The 20,879-nt window shown below is 36.9% G+C and carries 19 protein-coding genes, 1 pseudogene and 1 riboswitch; of the genes and pseudogenes, 6 read left to right on the top strand and 14 right to left on the bottom strand.

The features are described 5' to 3' along the window. Both FC46_RS10355 and FC46_RS06960 read left to right on the top strand, forming a co-directional pair. On the top strand, positions 1-251 hold a 251-nt coding region (locus FC46_RS10355; protein ID WP_338033564.1), incomplete at its 5' end, for a DUF6568 family protein. Between the two features lie 485 nt (positions 252-736). Continuing rightward, positions 737-1,558: a helix-turn-helix domain-containing protein gene (locus FC46_RS06960; RefSeq protein WP_057799173.1), complete on the top strand. Its 822-nt coding sequence runs from the start codon at positions 737-739 to the stop codon at positions 1,556-1,558. A gap of 101 nt (positions 1,559-1,659) precedes the next feature. Here FC46_RS06960 and FC46_RS06965 read toward each other — a convergent pair whose 3' ends face one another. Further along, positions 1,660-2,925 (bottom strand): methionine gamma-lyase family protein, encoded by a 1,266-nt coding sequence (locus FC46_RS06965; protein WP_057799176.1) that lies wholly within the window; start codon positions 2,923-2,925, stop codon positions 1,660-1,662. 176 nt (positions 2,926-3,101) lie between these two features. Here FC46_RS06965 and FC46_RS06970 point away from each other — a divergent pair, with 176 nt between their 5' ends. Next, positions 3,102-3,293 carry a hypothetical protein gene (locus tag FC46_RS06970; protein ID WP_057799178.1) on the top strand — a complete coding sequence of 64 codons (192 nt, stop codon included), beginning with the start codon at positions 3,102-3,104 and terminating at the stop codon, positions 3,291-3,293. 95 nt (positions 3,294-3,388) lie between these two features. Here FC46_RS06970 and FC46_RS06975 read toward each other — a convergent pair whose 3' ends face one another. From FC46_RS06975 to FC46_RS06985, 3 genes are all read right to left on the bottom strand, one after another. Next, on the bottom strand, positions 3,389-5,317 hold the full coding sequence (locus tag FC46_RS06975; RefSeq protein WP_057799180.1) for a copper-translocating P-type ATPase: 1,929 nt from the start codon (positions 5,315-5,317) through the stop codon (positions 3,389-3,391). Continuing rightward, the gene (locus tag FC46_RS06980) at positions 5,317-5,604 is read right to left on the bottom strand and encodes a cupredoxin domain-containing protein (RefSeq protein ID WP_057799182.1); all 288 of its coding nucleotides are present in this window, start codon (positions 5,602-5,604) and stop codon (positions 5,317-5,319) included. Before FC46_RS06980 ends, FC46_RS06975 begins: the two co-directional genes overlap by 1 nt. 145 nt (positions 5,605-5,749) lie before the next feature. Further along, positions 5,750-6,979 carry a CPBP family intramembrane glutamic endopeptidase gene (locus FC46_RS06985; RefSeq protein ID WP_057799184.1) on the bottom strand — a complete coding sequence of 410 codons (1,230 nt, stop codon included), beginning with the start codon at positions 6,977-6,979 and terminating at the stop codon, positions 5,750-5,752. Between the two features lie 279 nt (positions 6,980-7,258). On the opposite strand from FC46_RS06985, the gene FC46_RS10135 reads away from it, so the two are divergent. Then, the gene (locus FC46_RS10135; RefSeq protein ID WP_157046802.1) at positions 7,259-7,432 is read left to right on the top strand and encodes a hypothetical protein; all 174 of its coding nucleotides are present in this window, start codon (positions 7,259-7,261) and stop codon (positions 7,430-7,432) included. A 118-nt stretch (positions 7,433-7,550) separates the two neighbouring features. On the opposite strand, the gene FC46_RS06990 is transcribed toward FC46_RS10135, so the two are convergent. The 10 genes and pseudogenes from FC46_RS06990 to FC46_RS07045 form a co-directional block, all read right to left on the bottom strand. Then, entirely contained in the window at positions 7,551-7,928 is a 378-nt protein-coding gene (locus FC46_RS06990; protein WP_057799186.1) for a cupredoxin domain-containing protein, read from the bottom strand. Positions 7,929-7,939: 11 nt separating this feature from the next. Next, positions 7,940-8,380: a CopY/TcrY family copper transport repressor gene (locus FC46_RS06995; protein ID WP_057799189.1), complete on the bottom strand. Its 441-nt coding sequence runs from the start codon at positions 8,378-8,380 to the stop codon at positions 7,940-7,942. Between the two features lie 109 nt (positions 8,381-8,489). Next, entirely contained in the window at positions 8,490-9,800 is a 1,311-nt protein-coding gene (locus tag FC46_RS07000) for an NCS2 family permease (RefSeq protein WP_057799191.1), read from the bottom strand. Between the two features lie 67 nt (positions 9,801-9,867). Continuing rightward, a riboswitch (purine riboswitch) is annotated at positions 9,868-9,965 on the bottom strand. 112 nt (positions 9,966-10,077) lie between these two features. Next, on the bottom strand, positions 10,078-11,064 hold the full coding sequence (locus FC46_RS07005) for an AraC family transcriptional regulator (protein WP_057799193.1): 987 nt from the start codon (positions 11,062-11,064) through the stop codon (positions 10,078-10,080). 62 nt (positions 11,065-11,126) lie between these two features. Next, the gene (locus FC46_RS07010; protein ID WP_057799195.1) at positions 11,127-11,942 is read right to left on the bottom strand and encodes an NAD kinase; all 816 of its coding nucleotides are present in this window, start codon (positions 11,940-11,942) and stop codon (positions 11,127-11,129) included. Between the two features lie 27 nt (positions 11,943-11,969). Then, positions 11,970-13,382: pseudogene (locus FC46_RS07020) on the bottom strand (aldehyde dehydrogenase family protein). Between the two features lie 51 nt (positions 13,383-13,433). Beyond that, a complete protein-coding gene (locus FC46_RS07025; protein ID WP_057799200.1) occupies positions 13,434-14,240 on the bottom strand; it encodes an SDR family NAD(P)-dependent oxidoreductase in 807 nt (268 codons plus the stop codon). A 170-nt stretch (positions 14,241-14,410) separates the two neighbouring features. Beyond that, the gene (locus FC46_RS07030; protein WP_083478033.1) at positions 14,411-15,670 is read right to left on the bottom strand and encodes a glycosyltransferase family 2 protein; all 1,260 of its coding nucleotides are present in this window, start codon (positions 15,668-15,670) and stop codon (positions 14,411-14,413) included. A gap of 1,213 nt (positions 15,671-16,883) precedes the next feature. Then, positions 16,884-17,462 carry a hypothetical protein gene (locus FC46_RS07040; RefSeq protein WP_057799205.1) on the bottom strand — a complete coding sequence of 193 codons (579 nt, stop codon included), beginning with the start codon at positions 17,460-17,462 and terminating at the stop codon, positions 16,884-16,886. A 123-nt stretch (positions 17,463-17,585) separates the two neighbouring features. Continuing rightward, the gene (locus tag FC46_RS07045) at positions 17,586-18,893 is read right to left on the bottom strand and encodes an NCS2 family permease (protein WP_057799207.1); all 1,308 of its coding nucleotides are present in this window, start codon (positions 18,891-18,893) and stop codon (positions 17,586-17,588) included. 438 nt (positions 18,894-19,331) lie between these two features. Between FC46_RS07045 and FC46_RS07050 the strand changes: the two genes are divergently transcribed. Both FC46_RS07050 and FC46_RS07055 read left to right on the top strand, forming a co-directional pair. After that, positions 19,332-20,045 (top strand): MerR family transcriptional regulator, encoded by a 714-nt coding sequence (locus tag FC46_RS07050; RefSeq protein WP_057799210.1) that lies wholly within the window; start codon positions 19,332-19,334, stop codon positions 20,043-20,045. Positions 20,046-20,174: 129 nt separating this feature from the next. Further along, entirely contained in the window at positions 20,175-20,876 is a 702-nt protein-coding gene (locus FC46_RS07055) for an ABC transporter ATP-binding protein (RefSeq protein ID WP_057799212.1), read from the top strand. Positions 20,877-20,879: the final 3 nt, after the last annotated feature.

The following is a 20,879-nucleotide window of genomic DNA, read 5'->3' on the forward strand; positions in this document are numbered from 1 at the left end:
AAAAAGCCAGAACCTATAAAGCTTCCAGCTTATTTAGTGCTTTCAAGTTTCAGTTAAATGTTAATGAGATGCATAAACATAGAGTCGTATGGGAATCATTCAAAAAAAGTAATAAAATATTTGGAACTCCCGCCTTTGTTCACTACCATAATGGGAACTTAATTTCGTCTTCAAGTTGGACAATAGAATATGGTTATAATACTAAAAAGGCTTACGATTGGTTGTTAAAGCAAGTTAGGAGCCAAAGATAAAATGCAAAAACATATCAAATTAATAGTAAATGTGTTGTATGTTTTAACATTATTGGTGATTTACTGCATTTCAAATTTACAAACTTTTTGTATTATGTATGCGTTGGTGACTACACTTTTTACCATTGCAAGGTCCTTTTATTCTGAAGTAAAGATTATTGATAATGTACTTGATTGTATAATTTTTCAGTTACCTATAGCGCTTATATTGCTATTACGAGAAGATAAAATAATAGAAACTAGAATTCGATTAATAGTTTTTAGTATTATTATAGTTAATGTAATTATTATTTTTATTCTGCAGCTTTATAGAAAAAAGCTAGAAAAAGAAAAATGAAAAAGCCAGAAATTATGCAAAACTAGCATAGTTTCTGACTTTGTTTTTGATAAAAATGAAGAAACTTTTGTTTCATAATTTAGTATCGGTGACTTTTTTATGATCATTTTTCCTTTATAGGGTCTACATTTAATAATTTCAAATTCTGTTGGAGGCGATTTTTCTGACTATTGGTGAAGCATTAAGACTAGAGCGTAAATCTAGAAAAATAAGTCAAAAAAATTGGATTGAGGGAACCAAATTATCAATTTCGCATTATTCCCAAATTGAAAATGATGTACATAAAATTAATGCAGATGATCTATTATTCATTTTAAGAAAATATCAGATTCCAATTTCTGATTTTGTCGAAAAAATAGATTTTAATACTAAAGATGAAGCTAAGTTTATATCTTATGAACTTGCTTGTGCTTTTTATGCTAATGATTTAATTTATGCTCAGAGGCTACAGCAGATTATTAATAAGAAAAATTTACCGTTAGAAGTCAAATATCACGCTGAATTAGTAATTGCTGCATTAACAGGAAAAACGAAAGATATGTCTTTACAACACAAGAATAGTATTATTAAAGTTGTTTTTAGTAGTGATGATTGGACATTAAATCAAGATTCATTAAGACTATTTGGGCGTTGTATGGAGTTGTTTACTTCTGAGCAGCTTGTTTTACTTATGAAGAGTGTATTGAAAAGATATAAAGATATTGAAAAATGGTCGAATGATATTCAAGAAAGAATTGCCACTATTTGTATTAACTATTTATACAATGTATGGGATAAAACAAGTTTCGATAATATAAACTTGGTTTTTGAATTAATAGATAATTTGCCTGCAATTCCGCATTTCTGTATTCAAAAGATTATTAGTACTTACTTTAAGGCCGTAATTGATAAAGACATTGCAAAAACAGAAACAATTAAAGACACATTGAAATTGAGCGGATATAAAAATATAGCTAAAAAGCTACCTTGAAATTTCGTGTTTTCTTCGGCAAAATTTCAATAAAAGCGTAGAAAAAAGCCAGAAATCATGCAAATTAGCATAGTTTCTGGCTTTTGTTTTTCTCTAAAATCTTACTTCTTGTAGAATGTTTCTTCTACCGCATGGGTGATTGCAATCTTAACGTGTGCGTAGGACAAGCCACCTTGAATGTAAAGACGGTATGGTGGGCGCATTGGACCATCAGAAGATAATTCAATGGTTGAACCTTCAGTAAAACTACCGGAAGCCATTACAACATCATCTTCATAACCTTCTTGGTGATATGGAATTGGATCTACGAATGAGTTCATAGGTGAGTAGTGTTGAATTGCGCCACAGAACTTAACCATTGGATCAGGTTCACCAAAGGTAACGGTTTGAACGATATCAGTTCGAGGATCATTCCACTTAGGTGCAACTTTCATGCCCATTTCTTCACATAATGCGGCAGTGAAGATCATCCCCTTGAGCGCTTCACCAGTAGTGTGGGCTGCCATGAAGAATCCTTGGTAGAAGTCGCGGAGGTATCCCCAAGTAGGACCTTCTTCTTTACCAGCGCCTGGCACGTTCAAGCGTGATCCGGCACCTTCAATGAGGTCCTTTCTTCCGGCTAAGAAGGCACCACCTTTAACAATACCAGCACCAGCATTCTTGAAAAGTGACCCAACAAGCATATCAGCACCATAGAAGGTTGGTTCTTCAGTTTCAGAAAATTCACCGTAGCAGTTGTCAACGAAGATATTTACGTCTGGACGAACTTCCTTGATGAACTTGAGCATCTTCTTGATCTTTTCCATGGTGAAACTAGCACGAACGGCATAGCCAAGTGAACGTTGAATGGCAACAACCTTGATGTTCTTGTCCTGCAAGTCTTTGCGGGCTTGTTCGTAGTCAACTTCACCGTTATCAAGTAACTCAGTAGCCTTGAAATTAATGCCCCATTCTTTCATATTGCCAGGCTTGTTACCGGCAAGGCCGATCACTTCTTGAATAGTGTCATATGGCGTACCAGTTAAGTAGTAGAGGGTATCGCCAGGGCGAAGCATACTGAATAATCCAACAGTGATGGCATGGGTTGCTGAAGAAAATTGTGAACGCACTAAAGCATCGTCAGTCTTGAAGTAATCAGCGTAAATTGCTTCGATCTTGTCGCGGCCTACATCATCGTATCCGTATCCAGTTGAAGGAACGAGGTCTTCTTCACCAACGTGGTGCTTTCTGAATAAGTCCAAAACGCGCTGTTGGTTATATAGAACTTGTTCGTCAATTTCTTGAAGGCGAGGTGCGATCATCTTGTCGACTTTCTCAACCTTGTCGCTTAATTCTTTAGGCAAATCTGCTTTCCATGATAAAGTCATAATTTTCTCCTTTAGTATTGTAAGTTTCTTATTAAATTATCGTACAGATGTAGGGAGTAAACAAGGCTGAAGGGAAGTTTGAGTAGAAAATAAAAAGTCTTAATTCTTGTAATCGCTTTCTAGGGGGGTACGATGAAGGTGGAAAAAAGATAAATGGACGATTGGGGATGTTATGCATGAAAGATGAAATACTGATGATTTATAGAATACTAGCTGTCGTAATTATGGTGCTGGTATTAACTTTAATCTTTTTAGTTAAACCGATAGGATATTTTAATGAAGCAATCTGTTTTCTTTTACTTATCTCATTAATGATTGCAGATATAAAGATAATTTTACAAACCAGAAAAATCAAAAAGGAACAGTAATAAATTTTCTGTTCCACGTGAAGCAATTACAAAACAAAAAGCTCGAAACTAGAATTTTTCTCTAATTTCGAGCTTTTTTATGAGCATATTCAAATTTAATTAGTTGCGCCAGCAATCTTAGTCTTATTAAGTAGTAGTGATGAAGTTACTACTGATACAGAGGAGAAGGCCATTGCCAAAGCAGCAAGTTCAGGACTTAATTGGAAACCAACTTCCGCAAATAAACCAGCTGCAATCGGAATACCAATTGTATTGTAAATCAGTGCCCAGAAGAGATTTAACTTGATTCTGTTGAAAGTCTTCTTAGAGATATCAAGTGCTCTAACAACACAGCGCAAATCATTTTGAACTAACACAATACCACCGGAATCAATGGCGATATCAGTTCCTGACCCCATTGCAATACCAACGTCTGCAGTTGATAGAGCAGGGGCATCATTGATACCATCCCCAACAAAGGCCACTTTTCTACCTTCATTTTGAAGAGCCTTAATGTGATCTGCCTTTTCAGTTGGCAATACACCAGCGATGACTTGGTCAATGCCAACTTCATCAGCGATTGCTTGAGCAACCTTTTCATTATCACCAGTTAACATAATAGTCTTGAGTCCACGCTTCTTTAATTCACTAATTGCTTCACGTGAACTTGACTTTGGTATGTCTTGGATAGCAATTAAACCAATTACTTCATTATCAAGACCAACATAAACAACAGTTTTTGCTTCAGATTGAAGTTGATCAGCTTTTGCTTGTAAATCACTACTAATTGCTACATGATCTAGCAAGCGATTACTACCGACAAAGGCTAAGTGCTTGTCTACATTGGCTTGAACGCCTTTTCCTTCAATTGCCTTGAAGTCAGAGATTGAAGATGGAGCAATCTTATCTTCCTCAGCTTTTTTAACAATTGCGCTAGCAAGAGGGTGTTCAGAAGATTCTTCAAGACCAGCTGCAAGAGCCAATACTTTGTCCTTGTCACCAACTACATCAGTAACTTGTGGCTTACCAACAGTGATAGTACCGGTCTTGTCGAAGACAACAGTATCAAGATCGCTAACTTCTTCTAGAACCTCACCGTTTTTGATTAACACACCCATCTTAGCACTACGAGCAGTACCAACCATCAAAGCAGTTGGAGTGGCTAAACCAAGCGCACATGGGCAGGCGATAACGATGACAGCAACTGCGAACAGCATAGCTTCAACAGCAGTTGCACCTAAGAATGCATACCAGATAACGAAAGTTAAAATCGCAATGATCAAAACTGCTGGTACGAAAATATTAGAAATTTTATCAGTTAGATTTTGAATTGGAGCATGACTAGTTTGAGCTTTCTTAACTAAATCGACAATTTGGGACAACATAGTGTCACTGCCGACTTTAGTTGCTTTAAAGGTGAAGGTACCAGTAGTGTTAATAGTTGAGCCGACAACTTCATCTCCGGCTTTCTTTGTAACGGGCATACTTTCACCGGTTACCATTGATTCATCTAAAGTGCTTGTCCCCGTAAGGATTACACCATCTACAGGAACTTTTTCACCAGGCTTAACACGGATAGTATCACCAGGTTTAACCTCGTTTAGTGGGACTTTTACATATTTACCATCCCGCAAGACTTCCGCATCTTTTGCCTGTAAGTCCATTAATTTAGCTAATGCGTTAGAAGCATTGTCGTGCATTTTCTCTTCCATTGCATCACCAAGTAAGACGAAGACTGTGACAAAAGCGGCACTTTCAAAATAAACTGCACGTCCAGTTAACATTGCGAAAATACTGTAGAGATATGCTACAGCAGTTCCGACAGCTACCAAGGTGTTCATGTTAGCTGAGTGCTTCTTGAAAGCTCCCCAGGCACTCTTCCAATAAGGTGCTGCTGAGATAAGCATGATAATTGTTGTTGTGATGAAAGCAACTTCATTGTAGTAAGGCATCATCCAATGAAATGGCATTGTAACCATCTGGATAGCCATTGGAATTGCAAGGATGAATGAGATCCAGAATCTCTTAATGTTAGTTAGTTTCATTATTTAACAACAACCTTTCCATGAAACATATCCATTCCGCAAGCATATGCGTAAGTGCCAGGCTTGTCAGTTGGAATGTTAATTGTTACTTCGTCGTTTGCATTAAGCTTTTTGTCAAAGTTAAGATCTTGAGAAACGATTTCGTTCATACAGCCCATGTTGTCGGAAGGGATGAACTTAAGTTGAGCAGGTTTGCCGACTTTGAAAGTTACAACTTCTGGCTTATAGCCGTGATTGTCTGCATTAACAACAACTTTTTTTGTTTGATTTTTTGAGAAAATGCTCATTTGTTCCACCTCGTAAAATATTATCTTTGTTTCGTTTACATCTGTAATCATATAACTATAGATTACATTTGTCAACGGAAAAACAAAAAACACAAAAATTCACGAAAAATAATGAATTTCTGTGTTTTTTATCTTAAATATTTTTCTACCCAATAATTCTGTCAGCATTTTCGTCTAAGACTTTTCTTGGCTTGCCAAACATCATTAAGATAGTTACTAGAAGTGGAAAGGCGGTTGCAATTAGGCAAGCTGAGGTAGGAGTTAAAATTGCGCTCATGGATAATCCTTGAGCATAACTGTTTGTAATAGCGAAGGCAATAATATCAGCAATAGTGTGGAAAATAAAAGTCAGCCATAATTTTCCTGTGTAGAGATAAAGCGTAGCAAGAAATGCTCCAAAGCCAAAAGCAGCAATCACTTGCAAGATAACACTATAGATTGTTCGATTGGATATTTCTAAATTGGTGAAGTGCCAAAGTGCAAAAATTAAGGTGCTTATTAAAATAGACAGAGGAACTTTTTGCTTAGAATTTCTGAAGATTAATAGCAGTAGTGTCAAATTTAAATAGCGTTCGATTTCTTCAGCAAGGCCTGCATAAAGAGAATTGAAAATATCAGACCATTTAATGGAGATAACTTCTGAATTTAGGAAACTGTTCCATTGCCAGAATATTTGAGCCGGAGAAGATGCTAGGTTGATGAAATGGACGAAAAAGATAAACCAAGTTCCAAATAGCAGCAATAGAATTAAGACCCAAGTTTGAAAATTGGCGCTTTTGATAAACTTCAAATTGAAACATTGTGGGAAATACCATCTCTTGATCAAAATAGTAGTAACAATGAGCAACATGATTGAAATATAGATGCCACTATTATTGATTAGTTTTAAGATGGCTGGAAGACTGTTAACAGTGAAGCGGTCGGTTAGATAAAGGTTGAGTTCTAAAGTAATAACTGCAAAAAGTCTAAGAAAATTATTACTTATTTTGGCAAACTTAACTTCAATTAAAGGAATAAGGAAGATCAGATAGAGCAGTATGTAAGCAATTATTAAAATTGTGTTTTGGTTAAAAAGATAGTTATCTGCTAAAGAATAAAAGAATTCAGTTAAGAAGTAATTGAAGAGATAGGGGAGAGCTAAAATACTTAGCCAATCAGTAAAAAGAAGTAGAGTTTTTCTTGGAAATCGTTTACTGATGAATTCTAAAATGAATAAGAATACTAGAACGATTGTGTAACATGAATCTAGTTTGATATATTGAAGACTTTTGTCTACATTAGAATCAATAATAAAAATGAAGTAGATACCGATAGCGATGTTTATTAGAATTTGTCCAAGGTAGATGTTTTTCCAGTTGAGTGAATGGTTAGTCATAGTATTATCCTTACAAAATAAAGTATCAAGCTATTAACCTTTACTTGATACTTTATTTTAATTAATGATGCTTATCTTGTATTTAATAATAGTACATAAAATTAAAAAATCAAGGAAAATCTTATTTTTTATTAATATTTCAATGGCGCATAATGCATCACAATTAATTGTTGTTCAAAAAGCTAGTTTAGCAAGATCCTAGAAACATTATTGTAGGTAGTACGAAAGGATAAGAATCACTATCTGATGATATAATGTTGTGTACGAGAGGTGATTATTATGATAAGCACGAAAGAATTTGAAAAGATAATGTATTCTTTAGATCCAAAAGAAGTTGATCAGAGAATTGAAAATGCAAAAGATGCCATCGATAGAGAATTTTGGTATGCGATTTCTGAGCGCCTTCTACAACACAGGCAAGAAAAAACAATTAATTCGAAGTTTGTATTATGAGTATTCTTTACTGGGCTATAGAGGCAATAGATACAGATAAAAAATACTTGAATAAAAACAAAAACTACTAAATCGTCTTCAAAGTGTGACAATTTAGTAGTTTTTTAAATATATATTTTTACTTAACAACGATCTTGCCATGGAACATGTCCATTCCGCAAGCATAGTTAAAAGTTTGATTCTTATCAGTAGGGATGTCGATAGTAGTGATCTTTTGCTTAGTTAGATCTTTATTAATCCCCAATTGTTCAAAGACAACGTGCGATAAGCAGGCAGTCGAGTCTCTCATATCGAATTTAACTTTGGCAGGGACGCCTTTTTTCAAGACAAGGGTTGAAGGGCTGTAACCTCCATTAACAACAATGGTTGCTTCTTGATCGTTACCATTTATTGTGGCACGACCAGCTTCTTCAGTGTGCTTGCCGAAGAACCACCAAAGAATAAAGCCAATAAGTACTGCTCCAACAACTATTACAGCGATTTGTGATAAACCCATAATTATTCCTCCTAGCAGATATGTTCGCTTTTCATTAAGCAATTACATGGCACCATTTCAGGTGCAGTTTTTTCCTTTGTGTTAACTTCCGTTTGAATTTTTTCCAGATCACTCTTAGAAATAGGAGAGTCGTGCAACAATTTTAAGATAACTTCGCCCTTGTGCATATCGCACATGCGGTCTAATAATTCTCGAGCGGCATTATACATCATATCCGTCTGACTGACAGTGGCAGTGTAGATGAAGCGGCGGCCATCTTTTTCGGTCTTGAGCAAGCCCTTTTGAACCAAGCGGCGCAAGAGTGTCTTGATAGTAGACTCGGTCCAGCCCATCTTAGGTTGAAGCTCTTCGATGACTTGACTAGTTCTGGTATCACCGAGCGTCCAGACAATGCGCATGACTTCCCATTCAGCGTCTGAAATCATGTTTTCTTTAGTTTGTGACTGCAACATTTTTTATTTTCCTTTCGTTTACATATGTAATCATAATATGAGCTGAGAATTTTGTCAAAGAAAAAAAGCCAGAACTTTTGATAAGTTCTGACCGGAATTTTTCCATATATTATAAATTTGTAACTAAGAAGAATATTACAAAGATAATAAACAGCACATACATAGTTACCGAAACTTCTTTGTATCTCTTAGAAGCAATCATCGTAATTGGGTAAGCGATCATCCCTAATGCCAATCCATCAGAAATTGAGTAAGTAAGTGGCATCCCCACAACAGTCAAGAATGCAGGAAAGGCAATCTCAAATTTTTCCCAATCAATGCGCTTCAAGTTACTTGCCATAAGCACCCCAACGATAATTAAAGCTGGAGCGGTAACAGTGGTTGGAATAACGGCAAGAAGTGGGCTGAAGATCATGCTGATCAAAAAGAGGATTCCGACGAAGATCGCGGTCAATCCAGTACGACCACCCATAGCGATTCCGGCACTTGATTCAACAGAAGTACCAAGTGGAGCGGTACCTAATACAGCACCTTCGATCATGGCAGTTGAGTCAGCGGCAAATGCGCGGCCGATACGTGGAATTTTTCCATCCTTATCAACCATTCCGGCTTGTTGAGTCATCCCGATTAAAGTACCTGCGGTATCAAAGAAGGTAACGAGTAAGAAGGTTAAGACAACCATGAATAATTGCGGTGTATTGATATCAGTAATGTGGAACACTGCTTGTCCAAAGGTTGGCGCAATTGAAGGTGGTGTTGAAATGAATGAGTGTGGTAAAGGAATTTCACCAATGCAAATTCCGAAAATGGCAGTCACGATCATTCCGATAAAGATAGAGCCAGGCACGCCCATTGCCATCAAGACAACAGTTAAGATCAAACCGAAAAGCGTGATCCAAACCGCAGGTGAGGAGAACTTACCCAAGGTTACAAGTGAAGAACTACTGTTAACGATCAATTTACCATTTTGTAAACCGATAAAAGCAATGAATAAACCGATACCAGCTGAAATGGCGTACTTCAAGTCTTGAGGAATCGCATCAACAACGAGCTCGCGTAAGTGAAGTGCAGTGATTAAAACAAATAAGATTGATGCAACCAAAACGCCGGCTAAAGCAGTTTGCCAAGAAATTTTCATCCCTACACAAACGTTATAGGCGAAGAAGGCACCACTACCAAGGGTAGGAGCTAGGGCGATTGGATAGTTAGCGACAAGCCCCATGATGAAACAACCAATAGCAGTTGCAATTGCAGTAACGGTGAAGGCTGCTCCAGCAGGGATCCCGGCAGCGTGTAAAATATTCGGGTTAACGAAAAGAATATAAGATAGTGAAACAAATGTTGTTAATGCAGCAATCAATTCCCGCTTAACAGTGGTGTTTGCTTCATCTAAATGAAAAACTCTATTTAAAAAATCCATGCTTCCTCCAAAAAATAAAAAAAGGCCATCATTCACCTACAGTAATGGGTAAAAGATGTCCTTTTTAATTATGACGTCTGATACCTATAGTCCTGAATTTATGGTTCAGGGTAGATACTGTCGACCTTATTTCGACGATATATAGATAACTTAATTTTTAATATTCTAGCAAAAATTTTTTGTATACGCAAATGGCTAAAATATTTCCCGGGAAATATTGCACATCGGAAATACACAAATAGCGCCGAAAGCTTTGAAACTTTCAGACGCTAGATCGTTATTTTGCAATCTGTTGACGATATTCGCTAACACTCATGCCTTTCCAAATGTTAAATGCTCGTAAAAATGAATTAAGTTCTTGATAACCAAGTAAATATGCAATGTCATTTGTAGTCATATCTTCGTTTTTTAAGTAATTGAGAGCCAACATTTCTCTAGTGGAGTTTAATTGCTTTTGAAAAGTTGTATTTTCACTGCTTAATTTTCTTTGTAAAGTTCGTTTAGAATAGCCCAATTTTTTGGCTACATCGTCAATTGTAAATTCGCCGCTGGCTAATAATTCTGCTAGTGCGCTTCTAACGCGGGCACTAGTTGAATCATCTACTTCTAATTCGGACAGGCGCTTAGTGAGTTCGGGCTTGAAGTAATTCCACATTGCTTGGTTATAACTAATGAAATTTAAGTTTAAGTCTTCTTTAGAAAGAGTAATCGTATTTTCGTCACCTTTAACAGGAGTAAGATTGAAAAATTCAGTTACTTTGGGATTATCATCGGGATCCATCATTTCGATCTTTAGAGGATTAATGCGAGTTTTGGTAGCTTTTCTTAAAACGCCTAGTAAGAATGCAAATTCACCTAAAACGATAAAGTTTGGAATGTTATATTGGTCATCACTTGCCTTTAAGGTTATCGAGAGAGAGTTATCAGTTTCATGGATTTGGAAAGAGAGCGGACCAATTAGTTTCTTATATTTTGCTAGACGATTGATGAAAATACTGCCGTTACGGCTGCAGTATGCCGCAAATAGTGGTGGAGAAAAGGATTCAATTTGATCAGTTGTAGCTATTTGAATTGGAAGAGAAGAATCGTCTAGTTGGTCACCGATAGCTGCCATGAAGTTGTAGTATCCCTTCTCATTCATTGCTGGATGTTCTTTTTTGAAGCTATCTTCAGGCAGATCCGCCTTTCTCAAAGCGGACTCTACATCAAGATGATAGTTAGTGAGTAGATCTTGATAGCGACCATCTAAAATAAAACGATTCATTGATTGTTGTTTTCCTTTCTTAAAGCAGAGTTTATTAAAAAATACTATTATTCATTAATTATTTAAGTATTATTCTCAGTTCCAATAAATGATTTATCAACGCGTTCCCAAAAGGCAGGACCTTCGAGTGTAACGAAATTAGCTTCTTTTGGTGCAACCTCGTATCTAATTTCTTTAATTGGAGAATTATGTTTAAATTCTTTTCCATCTACACCAATAAAATAATAATCTTCCAGTTTAGGATTAGGGATAACAGTGATAGATTCTGTATTACCAATTACAATTGCAGAAGAAATGGTACGATAAACGCGATTATTTATTGATGCCATTTCAGACATTTGAATTGCTTTTAAAGTTGGACTAACAATTGCTCCACCTAACGACTTGTTATAGGCAGTTGAACCAGTAGGGGTAGATACACAAAGGCCATCACCGTTGAATTTTTCAAACAAGTTATTATTAATGTATATATCTGCTTTGATGGTCTGAATGCTTCTTCTGAAAGTTATTTCATTTAAAGCGGTCAAGATTGTTTTTTCACCATTTTTCAAAGTAACAGTTGCTTGAAGCAAAGGTACTGGAGTCATTGAAATTTTGGATTGACTCAAAGTATTAATTATTTTTTCAATTGGTAGATTGTGCCATGTATAAAAACCAAGGTGACCTGTATGAATGCCGATGAATCCAACTGAATTAGTTGTATCGAAATATTTATGAAAAGCTGACATCATTGTACCGTCTCCACCAATGGAAATGGCAACATCAGGATGCTCATCGTCAATTTGTAATGTATCGGAAGCCAAAATTACTTGATGCAATTTTTTATAAATGTCCTGCGTTTCTTTTTTATTATTTGCAACTATTGTAATTTTATGCATAACATTGTCTCCCAATTATTACTTTTATTATTTTTTAAAACTGCCGTAAACATCATCCATGTTAATTAAAGCAGAATTGATAAACTTTTCATTAGTAAATTCACGAATACCACTGTAGCCCATTTCACGGCCATAACCTGAAGCCTTGATACCACCGAACGGAATTGCCTTAGAAGCCATAGTTGGTTGATTAATTGAGATAGCACCAGCATCTAACTTAGCTGCAATTCTAGCTGCAACTGCTGGATCTTGAGTATAAACAGAGCCGCCTAAGCCGAATTCAGTTCCATTAGCGAGTTCAATCATATCATCTTCATTGTTCCATGAGAATACCATAAGTACTGGTCCAAAGATTTCTTCTTGTGAAATTGGATTATCTGGCGTTACATCAGTCAAGATGGTTACTGGTACTCAAGTAGAATCTTCTGGCACTTCAGGACCTACTACAGTAGCGGTAGCACCGTTGTTAACAGCTTTTTCAATTTGTGATCTTACTTTATCAGCCGCCTTTTTTGAAGAAAGAGGGCCGTAGGTAGTATCAGGATCTAATGGATCACCAGCAACTAATGAATTAGCTGCAGCTTTTACATTTTCTAAGAATGCATCATATAGAGATTCGTGGACGAACATTCTCTTATCTGATAAGCAAACTTGACCTGAGTTAGTTAATCTACCCATGATTGCGCCTTGCACAGTAGTCTGCATGTCAGCGTCTGGCATAATAACCATTGCGTCAGAACCACCTAATTCCATAACGTTCTTCTTAAGAGCGTGGCTGGCCTTGGCTGCAACTTCGCGACCAACATTAGTACTACCGGTGATGGTAACACCTGCTAAACGCTCGTCAGCAAGAAGACGATCTGATTGTTCATAGTTTACGAATAAGTTTTGATATACGCCATCTGGAACGCCAGCGTCCTTCATTAATTGTTCGAAGGCAAGGGCAGATTGAGGACAGTTGGATGATAACTTCAAGACAACTACGTTACCCGCCATTAATCGTGCTGCAGTTGGACGTGTCATTTGGAAGAATGGAACATTCCAAGGTTCAATTTCGTAAACAATCCCTAATGGTTGGTAAATACCAACAGCATTACCTGCCATTTCATCACCAGTTTCAAGGAAGTGTGGCTTCAAGAATTCTGCACCATGATCGGCGTTATAGTCGAAGATGTCTGCGCACATGTTGTTTTCCATCAAGGCTACAGAGAGAATCTTGCCTGTTTCCTTAGTATTTAATTCAGCGAGTTCTTGAGTTCTTTCGCGTACTAGATCAGCTGCTCTATGTAAAATTTTGGCTCTTTCTTCAAATGAAGTGTTCTTCCATGACTTAAAAGCTTCTTGAGCCTTTACAATTTTATTTTCTAATTCTTCGTCAGTTAAAGTGTCAAAACTTGCCATTACTTCGTTGTTGTATGGGTTTCTGCTAATGTATGCCATTGTTAAAATTCTCCTATTATCTATTTAAATTAAATATTATTGATTACTAAATTACTTTCTACGGCTGCCTTGTTCTTGCATCTTGTATACATTGTCCATAAGCATCTTCTTAGGGAGCATTGGTGCCATTGCCATGAACGGCTTTTGTGTTGCAGTAAGACCTGCTGTTACATCAAGCTTGCCTTCAAGCATTCCTTCGTAACCTGCTTTTGCTACGCTGTCTGGCTTAACTGCATTTGCGAAAAGTTGGGTGCTACCTAAGTTACCACTACTAATGAAGCCTGTTTGCATAGCTCCTGGCATCAAAACCGTTACAGTTACACCAGTATCTCTAGTTTCACGCCATAAAGCTTCTGACCAGCTGGTTACGTAAGCTTTAGTAGCGTAGTAAACAGCTTGAAGTGGTCCAGGCATAACGGCTGCAGTTGATGATACGTTCAAGAGCTTTCCGTGGCCGCGCTTAACGAAGTCTGGCAAGAACAACTTAGCTAAACGAGTTGGGGTTTCAATGTTAACAGCGATCATTGACATATCTTGTTCCATTGATCTTTCAATAAATTCACCTTGACCACCGAAGCCGGCGTTGTTGATTAAGTAGTCAACTGTCCAGCCGTTGTTCTTGCAAGTGTCGTAGATAGTTTGAGCTGCTTCAGGCTTTGACAAGTCAATTGCGATTGTGTGAGCAGTAACGTTGTACTTCTTAGTTACTTCATTCTTTTGAGCTTCAAGCTTGTCACTGCTGCGGCCAACTAAGATCAAGTCGCCGCCGTTTGAAGCGTGGATGTTTACGAATTGAGTTCCCAGACCACCGTATGAACCAGTGATTAAAGCAGTTTTACCTTGTTGTGATTGTGACATAATTTTTTCCTCCTGAAATTTTTGATTTCTTAATTCATTTGTTGTAAACAGTATATCGGCAAAAGGTGCCATTTCGAACACCATAGGATGCCAAAGAATAATCAAAAGATGCCAAAAGAAAAATCCACACGAAAATTTTCGTATGGATCGAGGTAGATATTCAATGAATATTAATTTTGTGAGTTTTCTTGAGTAACGGTTGCCTTACCGTGGACTGTTTTAACCCAGGTGTGTTGGCCGCTAATTTTTTTATAAAAAGCCATAACTAATACTGGGTAGAGTAGATAATTGTAAAAAACTAAGGTTAGCACAATAATACTCAGGATCATCCAATTTCTATAATTAGCGAGCTTAACGTATAAAAACGCGATATAGATATTCAAGGCTAAATTAACCATGATTAAAACTACGAAAAGCTGCCAATAATCATCGGCATTCAGCGTGATATAGCTAAAAGTCAAAATGTTGGCAATCCCTGTAATCAAAGTAATGAAGGGAATCATCATGTAGAATGACATTTCAACTTTTGCTGTTCGACTAATGAAGTTACTGGCGAGAATTTTAGGCCAGTAGCTGAATAAGCAATCAAGTCCGCCTTGTGTCCAGCGAGTTCTCTGTTTAATAAATGGTAAAACTTTATCAACAGCTTCTTGGTAAACAACGATATCACCAGTAAAAATTGTCTTCTTTCCCTTAAGAAGGAACCGAGTACTGAATTCGAAATCTTCGAGAAGCGCATTTCCCCAAGGCTGCAAGCTATCGACTTCACTGACACGAATAAATTGGCCGTTGCCAGAAGCGGCGGCATTACTGATACGATTGCGGAGATTTTGAATCCAGTAATTAACTACTGTAAATTCAATGTCTTGCATGATTTGAAGCCAATTATGTTTTTCAATCATAGCTACACGAGTCTGTAGAAGTGCTAATTCGGGATTGGCACTGAAGTATTGCAAGACCTTTTTGTAGCCCTTTGAGGTCATATAAGCATCGGCATCAAGGACACCGCAGATCAAATTAGCTTTACTTGCTAAATTTTGCTGAATGATTTGACGAAACGCCCAATTTAAAGCTGTGCCTTTTCCTAATTGGGCATTTGGAGCGTGTCGCCTAAGTAATGAAATGCGGCTGTTTGGATGGCTTTGGATAAAATTATTAACAATAGTTGCTGTTGCATCAGTTGAAGCATCATCGATAATGACCATATTAATCATAGGTAAATTGCGAGTGCTTTTCACAAACATTCGCATTGTGTTTTCAATGACGCCTGCTTCATTGAGGGCGGGAATTAATATAAAAAGTTGTAGATCTTTGACTAAAATGCTGCTGTCTATTTTGGTACTTTTTTGACCAAAAATGATTAGGAGATAAACCCATGATGTGTAGATGATAAGTCCTGCTAAGGATATTTCGAAAATTGTGTTGTTAATTTTTACTCACTTCTCTGTTATGGTTTTAAAAAATCAAGCTAAAAGTCTCGTACTTTTTCACTTGATTAGTAGGATTGAATTAATGATTCATTTTATAAGAATGACCAGAATGGTACGTAACTGCAGTTGAACATGCTGTAGTGTGAATAGTTAGAAAAGATGGAGAATGGTGAAAAGAAAGATTGGTGACTTACGCGGTAGTAAGTGTAAACTCTCACTCTAACAACCACGATGACTTTGTAATTGTTTTGTTTAGCAGGCGCGGTCGGAGCAGTCGGCGCGGTCGGAGCAGTAGGCGCAGTAGGCGCAGTCGGAGCAGTAGGCGCGGTCGGAGCAGTAGGTGCAGTAGGCGCAGTCGGAGCGGTCGGCGCAGTCGGCGCGGTCGGCGCGGTCGGAGCAGTAGGCGCAGTCGGCGCGGTCGGAGCAGTAGGTGCAGTAGGCGCAGTCGGAGCGGTAGGCGCGGTCGGAGCAGTCGGAGCGGTCGGCGCGGTCGGAGCAGTCGGAGCGGTCGGAGCAGTCGGAGCAGTAGCAGCAGTCCCCGCAGTAGCGGCGGTCCCGGCAGTGGCAGCAGTCCCCGCAGTCCCGGCAGTAGCGGCGGTCCCGGCAGTAGCGGCAGTTCCAGCGGTAGCAGCAGTTCCTGTGTTATCTACATTTTTTTCTATGTTATTTATATCAGCGGTTTTTGCAGTTTCAGCAGTGTCGCCTTTTTCTGCAGTATCTGCAACATTTGCATAATTTGCAGTCTCAAGGACATTAGTTTGTTTTTCGTCTTGTATAGCAGCGTTAACTTGATTGCCTTCAGTAGTATCGGCCTTAACAGCCTTTCCACCAATAGCCAATGATAAGGTTATCGCTGCGGTAGCAGTTATTGATGTTAAAATTGATTTCTTCATAAAAAATCTCCCTTATACAATTACTCTGTTATTTATTACTATAAAAATCGATTTGATTTTTATAAGAAATATTATTGCATATCAATAGAGATAAATAAATATTAAATAAGTAAAAAATATAGACAAAGTTTGATATATCAATATGTATGTATATCAAAAAGATGAAAATCACCGCGCATATTAACAAGTGTTTTATTTATAATATCTCAAGCTTTAAATTTGTAATATATAATTATTGCACTGATAAAAGTGTTATTTTATTCCTGCGAGTATTACCTGAGAAATAAAAAAGTTGATTCTATTGTAGAATCAACCTTAAATTAACTAATCTTTGAAAAATCATATTTACGATACTTGATCGCCGTCTTTTTATCAGTAAAAATTGCACTATGAATATCACCAGAAGAATAGGCTAAATACAAGCATTTATGGCCCTTAAATTGTCCAGTGATGTAGATCAAATCGACCGTTCCCAAAACATCATGTACACGTAGCCAGCTCTGTCCGTTTTTTTGTTCAACACGGGCAATCGAAATATCGCCAGCGTATTGCTTATTTTGTTTAGCTGAATTGTGATCTAACTTTACTTTACCAGTTTTCTGATAAAGGACGGAATCGTTAACAAGATGCTTAGTAATCACTAATTTTCGTGCCTTTTTTGAAAAAGCATCACTGCGATACCAAGTGCCGCGGAATTCACTTGGAATTGTCATTAAAGGTAGACCGGCATATTTCTTATGAATATCTGGTTTAACCTCTGTTGCCCTAGGAGTTTTCTTCTCAGATTTAGCAACTTTCTTGCTAGAACTAACAGTACTCTGAGATTGCGACTTAGTATTTTGGTTAGAACACGCCGCTAAAGATAGAGACGCTAGGATAATTACTAAAACTTTCATCATCATTATTCTCCATGAAATTGTGATGGTTAAAATATAAATCTAAACAAAAGAAATAGCAAGCAACCTTTTTTAGGCTACTTGCTACTATGTGTGGAGATATTAAACTGGATAAAAATCAGTCGATTAGATATTCAAAACAATGTAGTAAATTACGAAGACTGCGAATAGGATCCACATCATTGGTGTGATTTGCTTAGCCTTCTTTGCAGCGATCATTGAGATTGGGTAAACGATTAAGCCCCAACCAAGACCATCTGAAATTGAGTAAGTTAATGGCATCCCAAGTGCGATCAAGAAACATGGAATAGCAATTTCAAGATTAGTCCAGTGAACGTGAGCCAAGTTTTCTGCCATTAAAACACCAACGATAATTAAAGCAGGTGCAGTAACTTGAGTAGTAAATACACTTAAGATAGGGCTAAAAATAGTGGAAATTAAGAAGAAGATACCAACCCAAACTGCAGTTAAACCGGTTTTACCACCAACAGCAATACCTGCACTTGATTCAACGAAGGCACCAACTGGTGAAGTACCAAGCACTGAACCGACTAACATACCAGATGAGTCAGCTGCTAAAGCTTCACCGGCGCGAGGCATTTTGTTATCTTTCATTAGACCGGCTTGTTGAACCAAACCGATTAAAGTACCAGTGGTATCAAAGAAAGTTACTAGTAAGAAAGTGAAGACAATAACCCACATTTGGACAGTATTAATATCACCGATGTGGAAAATTGCTTGACCAAAAGTTGGTGCAATACTTGGAACGGCAGATACAACAGCTGTAGGCATTGGAATTTGCCCAATTACTACACCGAAAATTGCAGCAACGATCATTCCGATGAAGATAGCGCCTGGAACGCGAGCAATCATTAAGAAGATAGTAACGATTAAACCGAAAATGGTGATCCAAACAGTAGGCGTGTTAAGTGCACCGATAGTAACTAAAGTTGAATCACTGTTCTGAATTAATTTACCACCTTGCAAGCCAATAAAGGCAATAAACAAACCGATCCCTGCGGAGATTGCATATTTGATATTAGCAGGAATGGCATCGATGATCATTTCACGAACTTTGAAAATAGTTAGGATAATGAACAGAATAGATGCTACTAAAACAGCAGCTAAAGCAGTTTCCCACTTAACCTTCATACCTAAGCAGACAGTGTAAGTGAAGAAGGCGTTAAGCCCTAAAGTAGGAGCTGAAGCGATTGGATAGTTAGCGACAAGTCCCATCACGATACAGGTGAAGGCAGATGATAGGGCGGTAACAGTGAATAAAGCACCTTTATCCATTCCACTTGCACCTAAGACGTTAGGGTTAACGAAAAGAATGTAGGACATACTTACGAAAGTTGTCAAACCAGCTAATAATTCCGTTTTAAAAGAGGTATTGTTCTCTTTTAAATGGAAAAAATTACTAATAGAATTCATTTATTCCTCCAAAAAAGTATTTAATGTTCGTGAATTATTCTTAATAGTCAAAATTTTATTTTCAAACGAATTGATTTAAAAACAAATTACGAATCTTTAGTTAAATTATATATTAAATATCAACTATTTCAATAAGAAAAATAAAAATAATTCGTTTTTTAGGGATTTTTTGTATAAAATAGCTAGATTTTGAAAATTACTTAGTTATTTACGAACGTTTTGAGTGAAGTGATGAATTCTATTTAATAAAAGTGGAAAATCTTTAAAGTTCAGAGTGGAAAAATGTTAAAATTGGAAGTGGAAAATCTTTAAAGTACGAAAAGATCAGCCGTCAAAAGCTGATTCTTTTTTATTACCCGGGAAATATAATATTTTATAATCAAAATATTGACTTTGTCCTTACGTTAATTGGTAATTTAGACTTAGGAGGTGTTAGTAATGAAAGAAAAATACTCAATTGGTGAGGTAGCCAAAATGTTACAAGTCAGTACGCGTACATTGAGATTTTATGATGAAAAAGATCTAATAAAACCTGCTTTTGTTGAGAATAATGGCTATCGTTTTTATAAAATCGAACAAATTAAACAATTAGAGTTAATTATTTATCTGAAAAATTTAGGCTTTTCTCTAAAACAAATAAAACATCTTTTAAAAGATGAAAGTGGTGATCAATCACTAGAATTATTATTGAATGAACAATATCAAGAAAACAAACAAAAAATTGCCGAAATAAATCAACAACAAAAACAGATAGAACATTTACGAAAAATCAAACTCTCGCGTACTTCGTTAACAAATTTTTCTGACATTACAAATATTATGAAAAAAGAAAGTAAACTTATGACATTGAGAAAAAGAATGTGGTTATTGACCATTCTTTTGATGATAATTGAACTAGTAGTAATTAGTATTCTATATGCCTTTCAATTAAGAATGAGCATAATCGTGATATTGCTTGTGCTAATAGGTGGAGTAGCTTTATCAAAATATTATTATGATAATGTTGAATATGTTTGTCCTAACTGCGGGAAAGAGTTCACTCCATCGTTTGTTTCATTCAATATAGCTTCTCATACACCTAAATTCAGAAAACTAACGTGTTCAAAATGTGGTAAAAAGTCGTATTGTTTAGAAATTAGTAGAAGAAAATAATTTAATAGGATGAAAAGTTCTCGTTTTATGAGAGCTTTTTTCTGTTTCAATCATTTGGCAAGATTTCTAATATATGATTGAATAAATATGAAAGCGTTCACTTATATTAATGATAGAAAGATAATACTTATGGCTTACATTGAGATAAAAAATAACACAAAAGTCTATCAATCTGGAGATACAACGATTTACGCTAACAAAGATGTGTCGTTTTCAATCGATAAGGGAGAGCTAGTGATTATTCTGGGATCATCTGGTGCAGGCAAGTCTACTTTGCTCAATATTTTGGGCGGGATGGAACCTAATACTAGCGGTGATGTGATCGTTGCAGGGAAAAATATTGCAGGCTACAACGCTAGACAATTAACCACTTATCGTAGAAACGATGTGGGCTTTGTTTTCCAGTTTTACAATTTAATTCCGAATTTAACTGCTAAAGAAAATGTGGAACTAGCCGCGCAAATTGTGCCAGATGCGATGAGTGCGGATGAAGCACTAGATCAGGTTGATCTTGCTAAACGTACTAATAACTTCCCAGCTCAATTATCCGGTGGGGAGCAGCAACGTGTTGCCATTGCTCGTGCGATTGCGAAAAAACCGGCCCTTCTATTGTGTGATGAGCCGACTGGTGCATTAGATTACAATACTGGTAAGCGAATTTTGAAAATTTTACAAAATATGAGCCGCAAATACGGTTCGACTGTTTTAATCGTGACCCATAATGCTGCGATTGCACCAATTGCGGACAAGGTTATCCATATTCATGATGGACAAGTGAAAAATATTGAGATTAATAAACACCCAGCAGATATCAGTACAATTGAATGGTAGGTG

This window comes from Lactobacillus kalixensis DSM 16043 (assembly GCF_001434335.1).
GTDB lineage: Bacteria > Bacillota > Bacilli > Lactobacillales > Lactobacillaceae > Lactobacillus > Lactobacillus kalixensis.

Bases quoted from the DNA above. Each gene is read 5' to 3' on its own strand.
- FC46_RS06965 (WP_057799176.1), bottom strand. From the start codon at position 2,925: ATGACTTTATCATGGAAAGCAGATTTGCCTAAAGAATTAAGCGACAAG.
- FC46_RS06970 (WP_057799178.1), top strand. From the start codon at position 3,102: ATGAAAGATGAAATACTGATGATTTATAGAATACTAGCTGTCGTAATT.
- FC46_RS06975 (WP_057799180.1), bottom strand. From the start codon at position 5,317: ATGAAACTAACTAACATTAAGAGATTCTGGATCTCATTCATCCTTGCA.
- FC46_RS06980 (WP_057799182.1), bottom strand. From the start codon at position 5,604: ATGAGCATTTTCTCAAAAAATCAAACAAAAAAAGTTGTTGTTAATGCA.
- FC46_RS06985 (WP_057799184.1), bottom strand. From the start codon at position 6,979: ATGACTAACCATTCACTCAACTGGAAAAACATCTACCTTGGACAAATT.
- FC46_RS10135 (WP_157046802.1), top strand. From the start codon at position 7,259: ATGATAAGCACGAAAGAATTTGAAAAGATAATGTATTCTTTAGATCCA.
- FC46_RS06990 (WP_057799186.1), bottom strand. From the start codon at position 7,928: ATGGGTTTATCACAAATCGCTGTAATAGTTGTTGGAGCAGTACTTATT.
- FC46_RS06995 (WP_057799189.1), bottom strand. From the start codon at position 8,380: ATGTTGCAGTCACAAACTAAAGAAAACATGATTTCAGACGCTGAATGG.
- FC46_RS07000 (WP_057799191.1), bottom strand. From the start codon at position 9,800: ATGGATTTTTTAAATAGAGTTTTTCATTTAGATGAAGCAAACACCACT.
- FC46_RS07005 (WP_057799193.1), bottom strand. From the start codon at position 11,064: ATGAATCGTTTTATTTTAGATGGTCGCTATCAAGATCTACTCACTAAC.
- FC46_RS07010 (WP_057799195.1), bottom strand. From the start codon at position 11,942: ATGCATAAAATTACAATAGTTGCAAATAATAAAAAAGAAACGCAGGAC.
- FC46_RS07025 (WP_057799200.1), bottom strand. From the start codon at position 14,240: ATGTCACAATCACAACAAGGTAAAACTGCTTTAATCACTGGTTCATAC.
- FC46_RS07040 (WP_057799205.1), bottom strand. From the start codon at position 17,462: ATGATGAAAGTTTTAGTAATTATCCTAGCGTCTCTATCTTTAGCGGCG.
- FC46_RS07045 (WP_057799207.1), bottom strand. From the start codon at position 18,893: ATGAATTCTATTAGTAATTTTTTCCATTTAAAAGAGAACAATACCTCT.
- FC46_RS07050 (WP_057799210.1), top strand. From the start codon at position 19,332: ATGAAAGAAAAATACTCAATTGGTGAGGTAGCCAAAATGTTACAAGTC.
- FC46_RS07055 (WP_057799212.1), top strand. From the start codon at position 20,175: ATGGCTTACATTGAGATAAAAAATAACACAAAAGTCTATCAATCTGGA.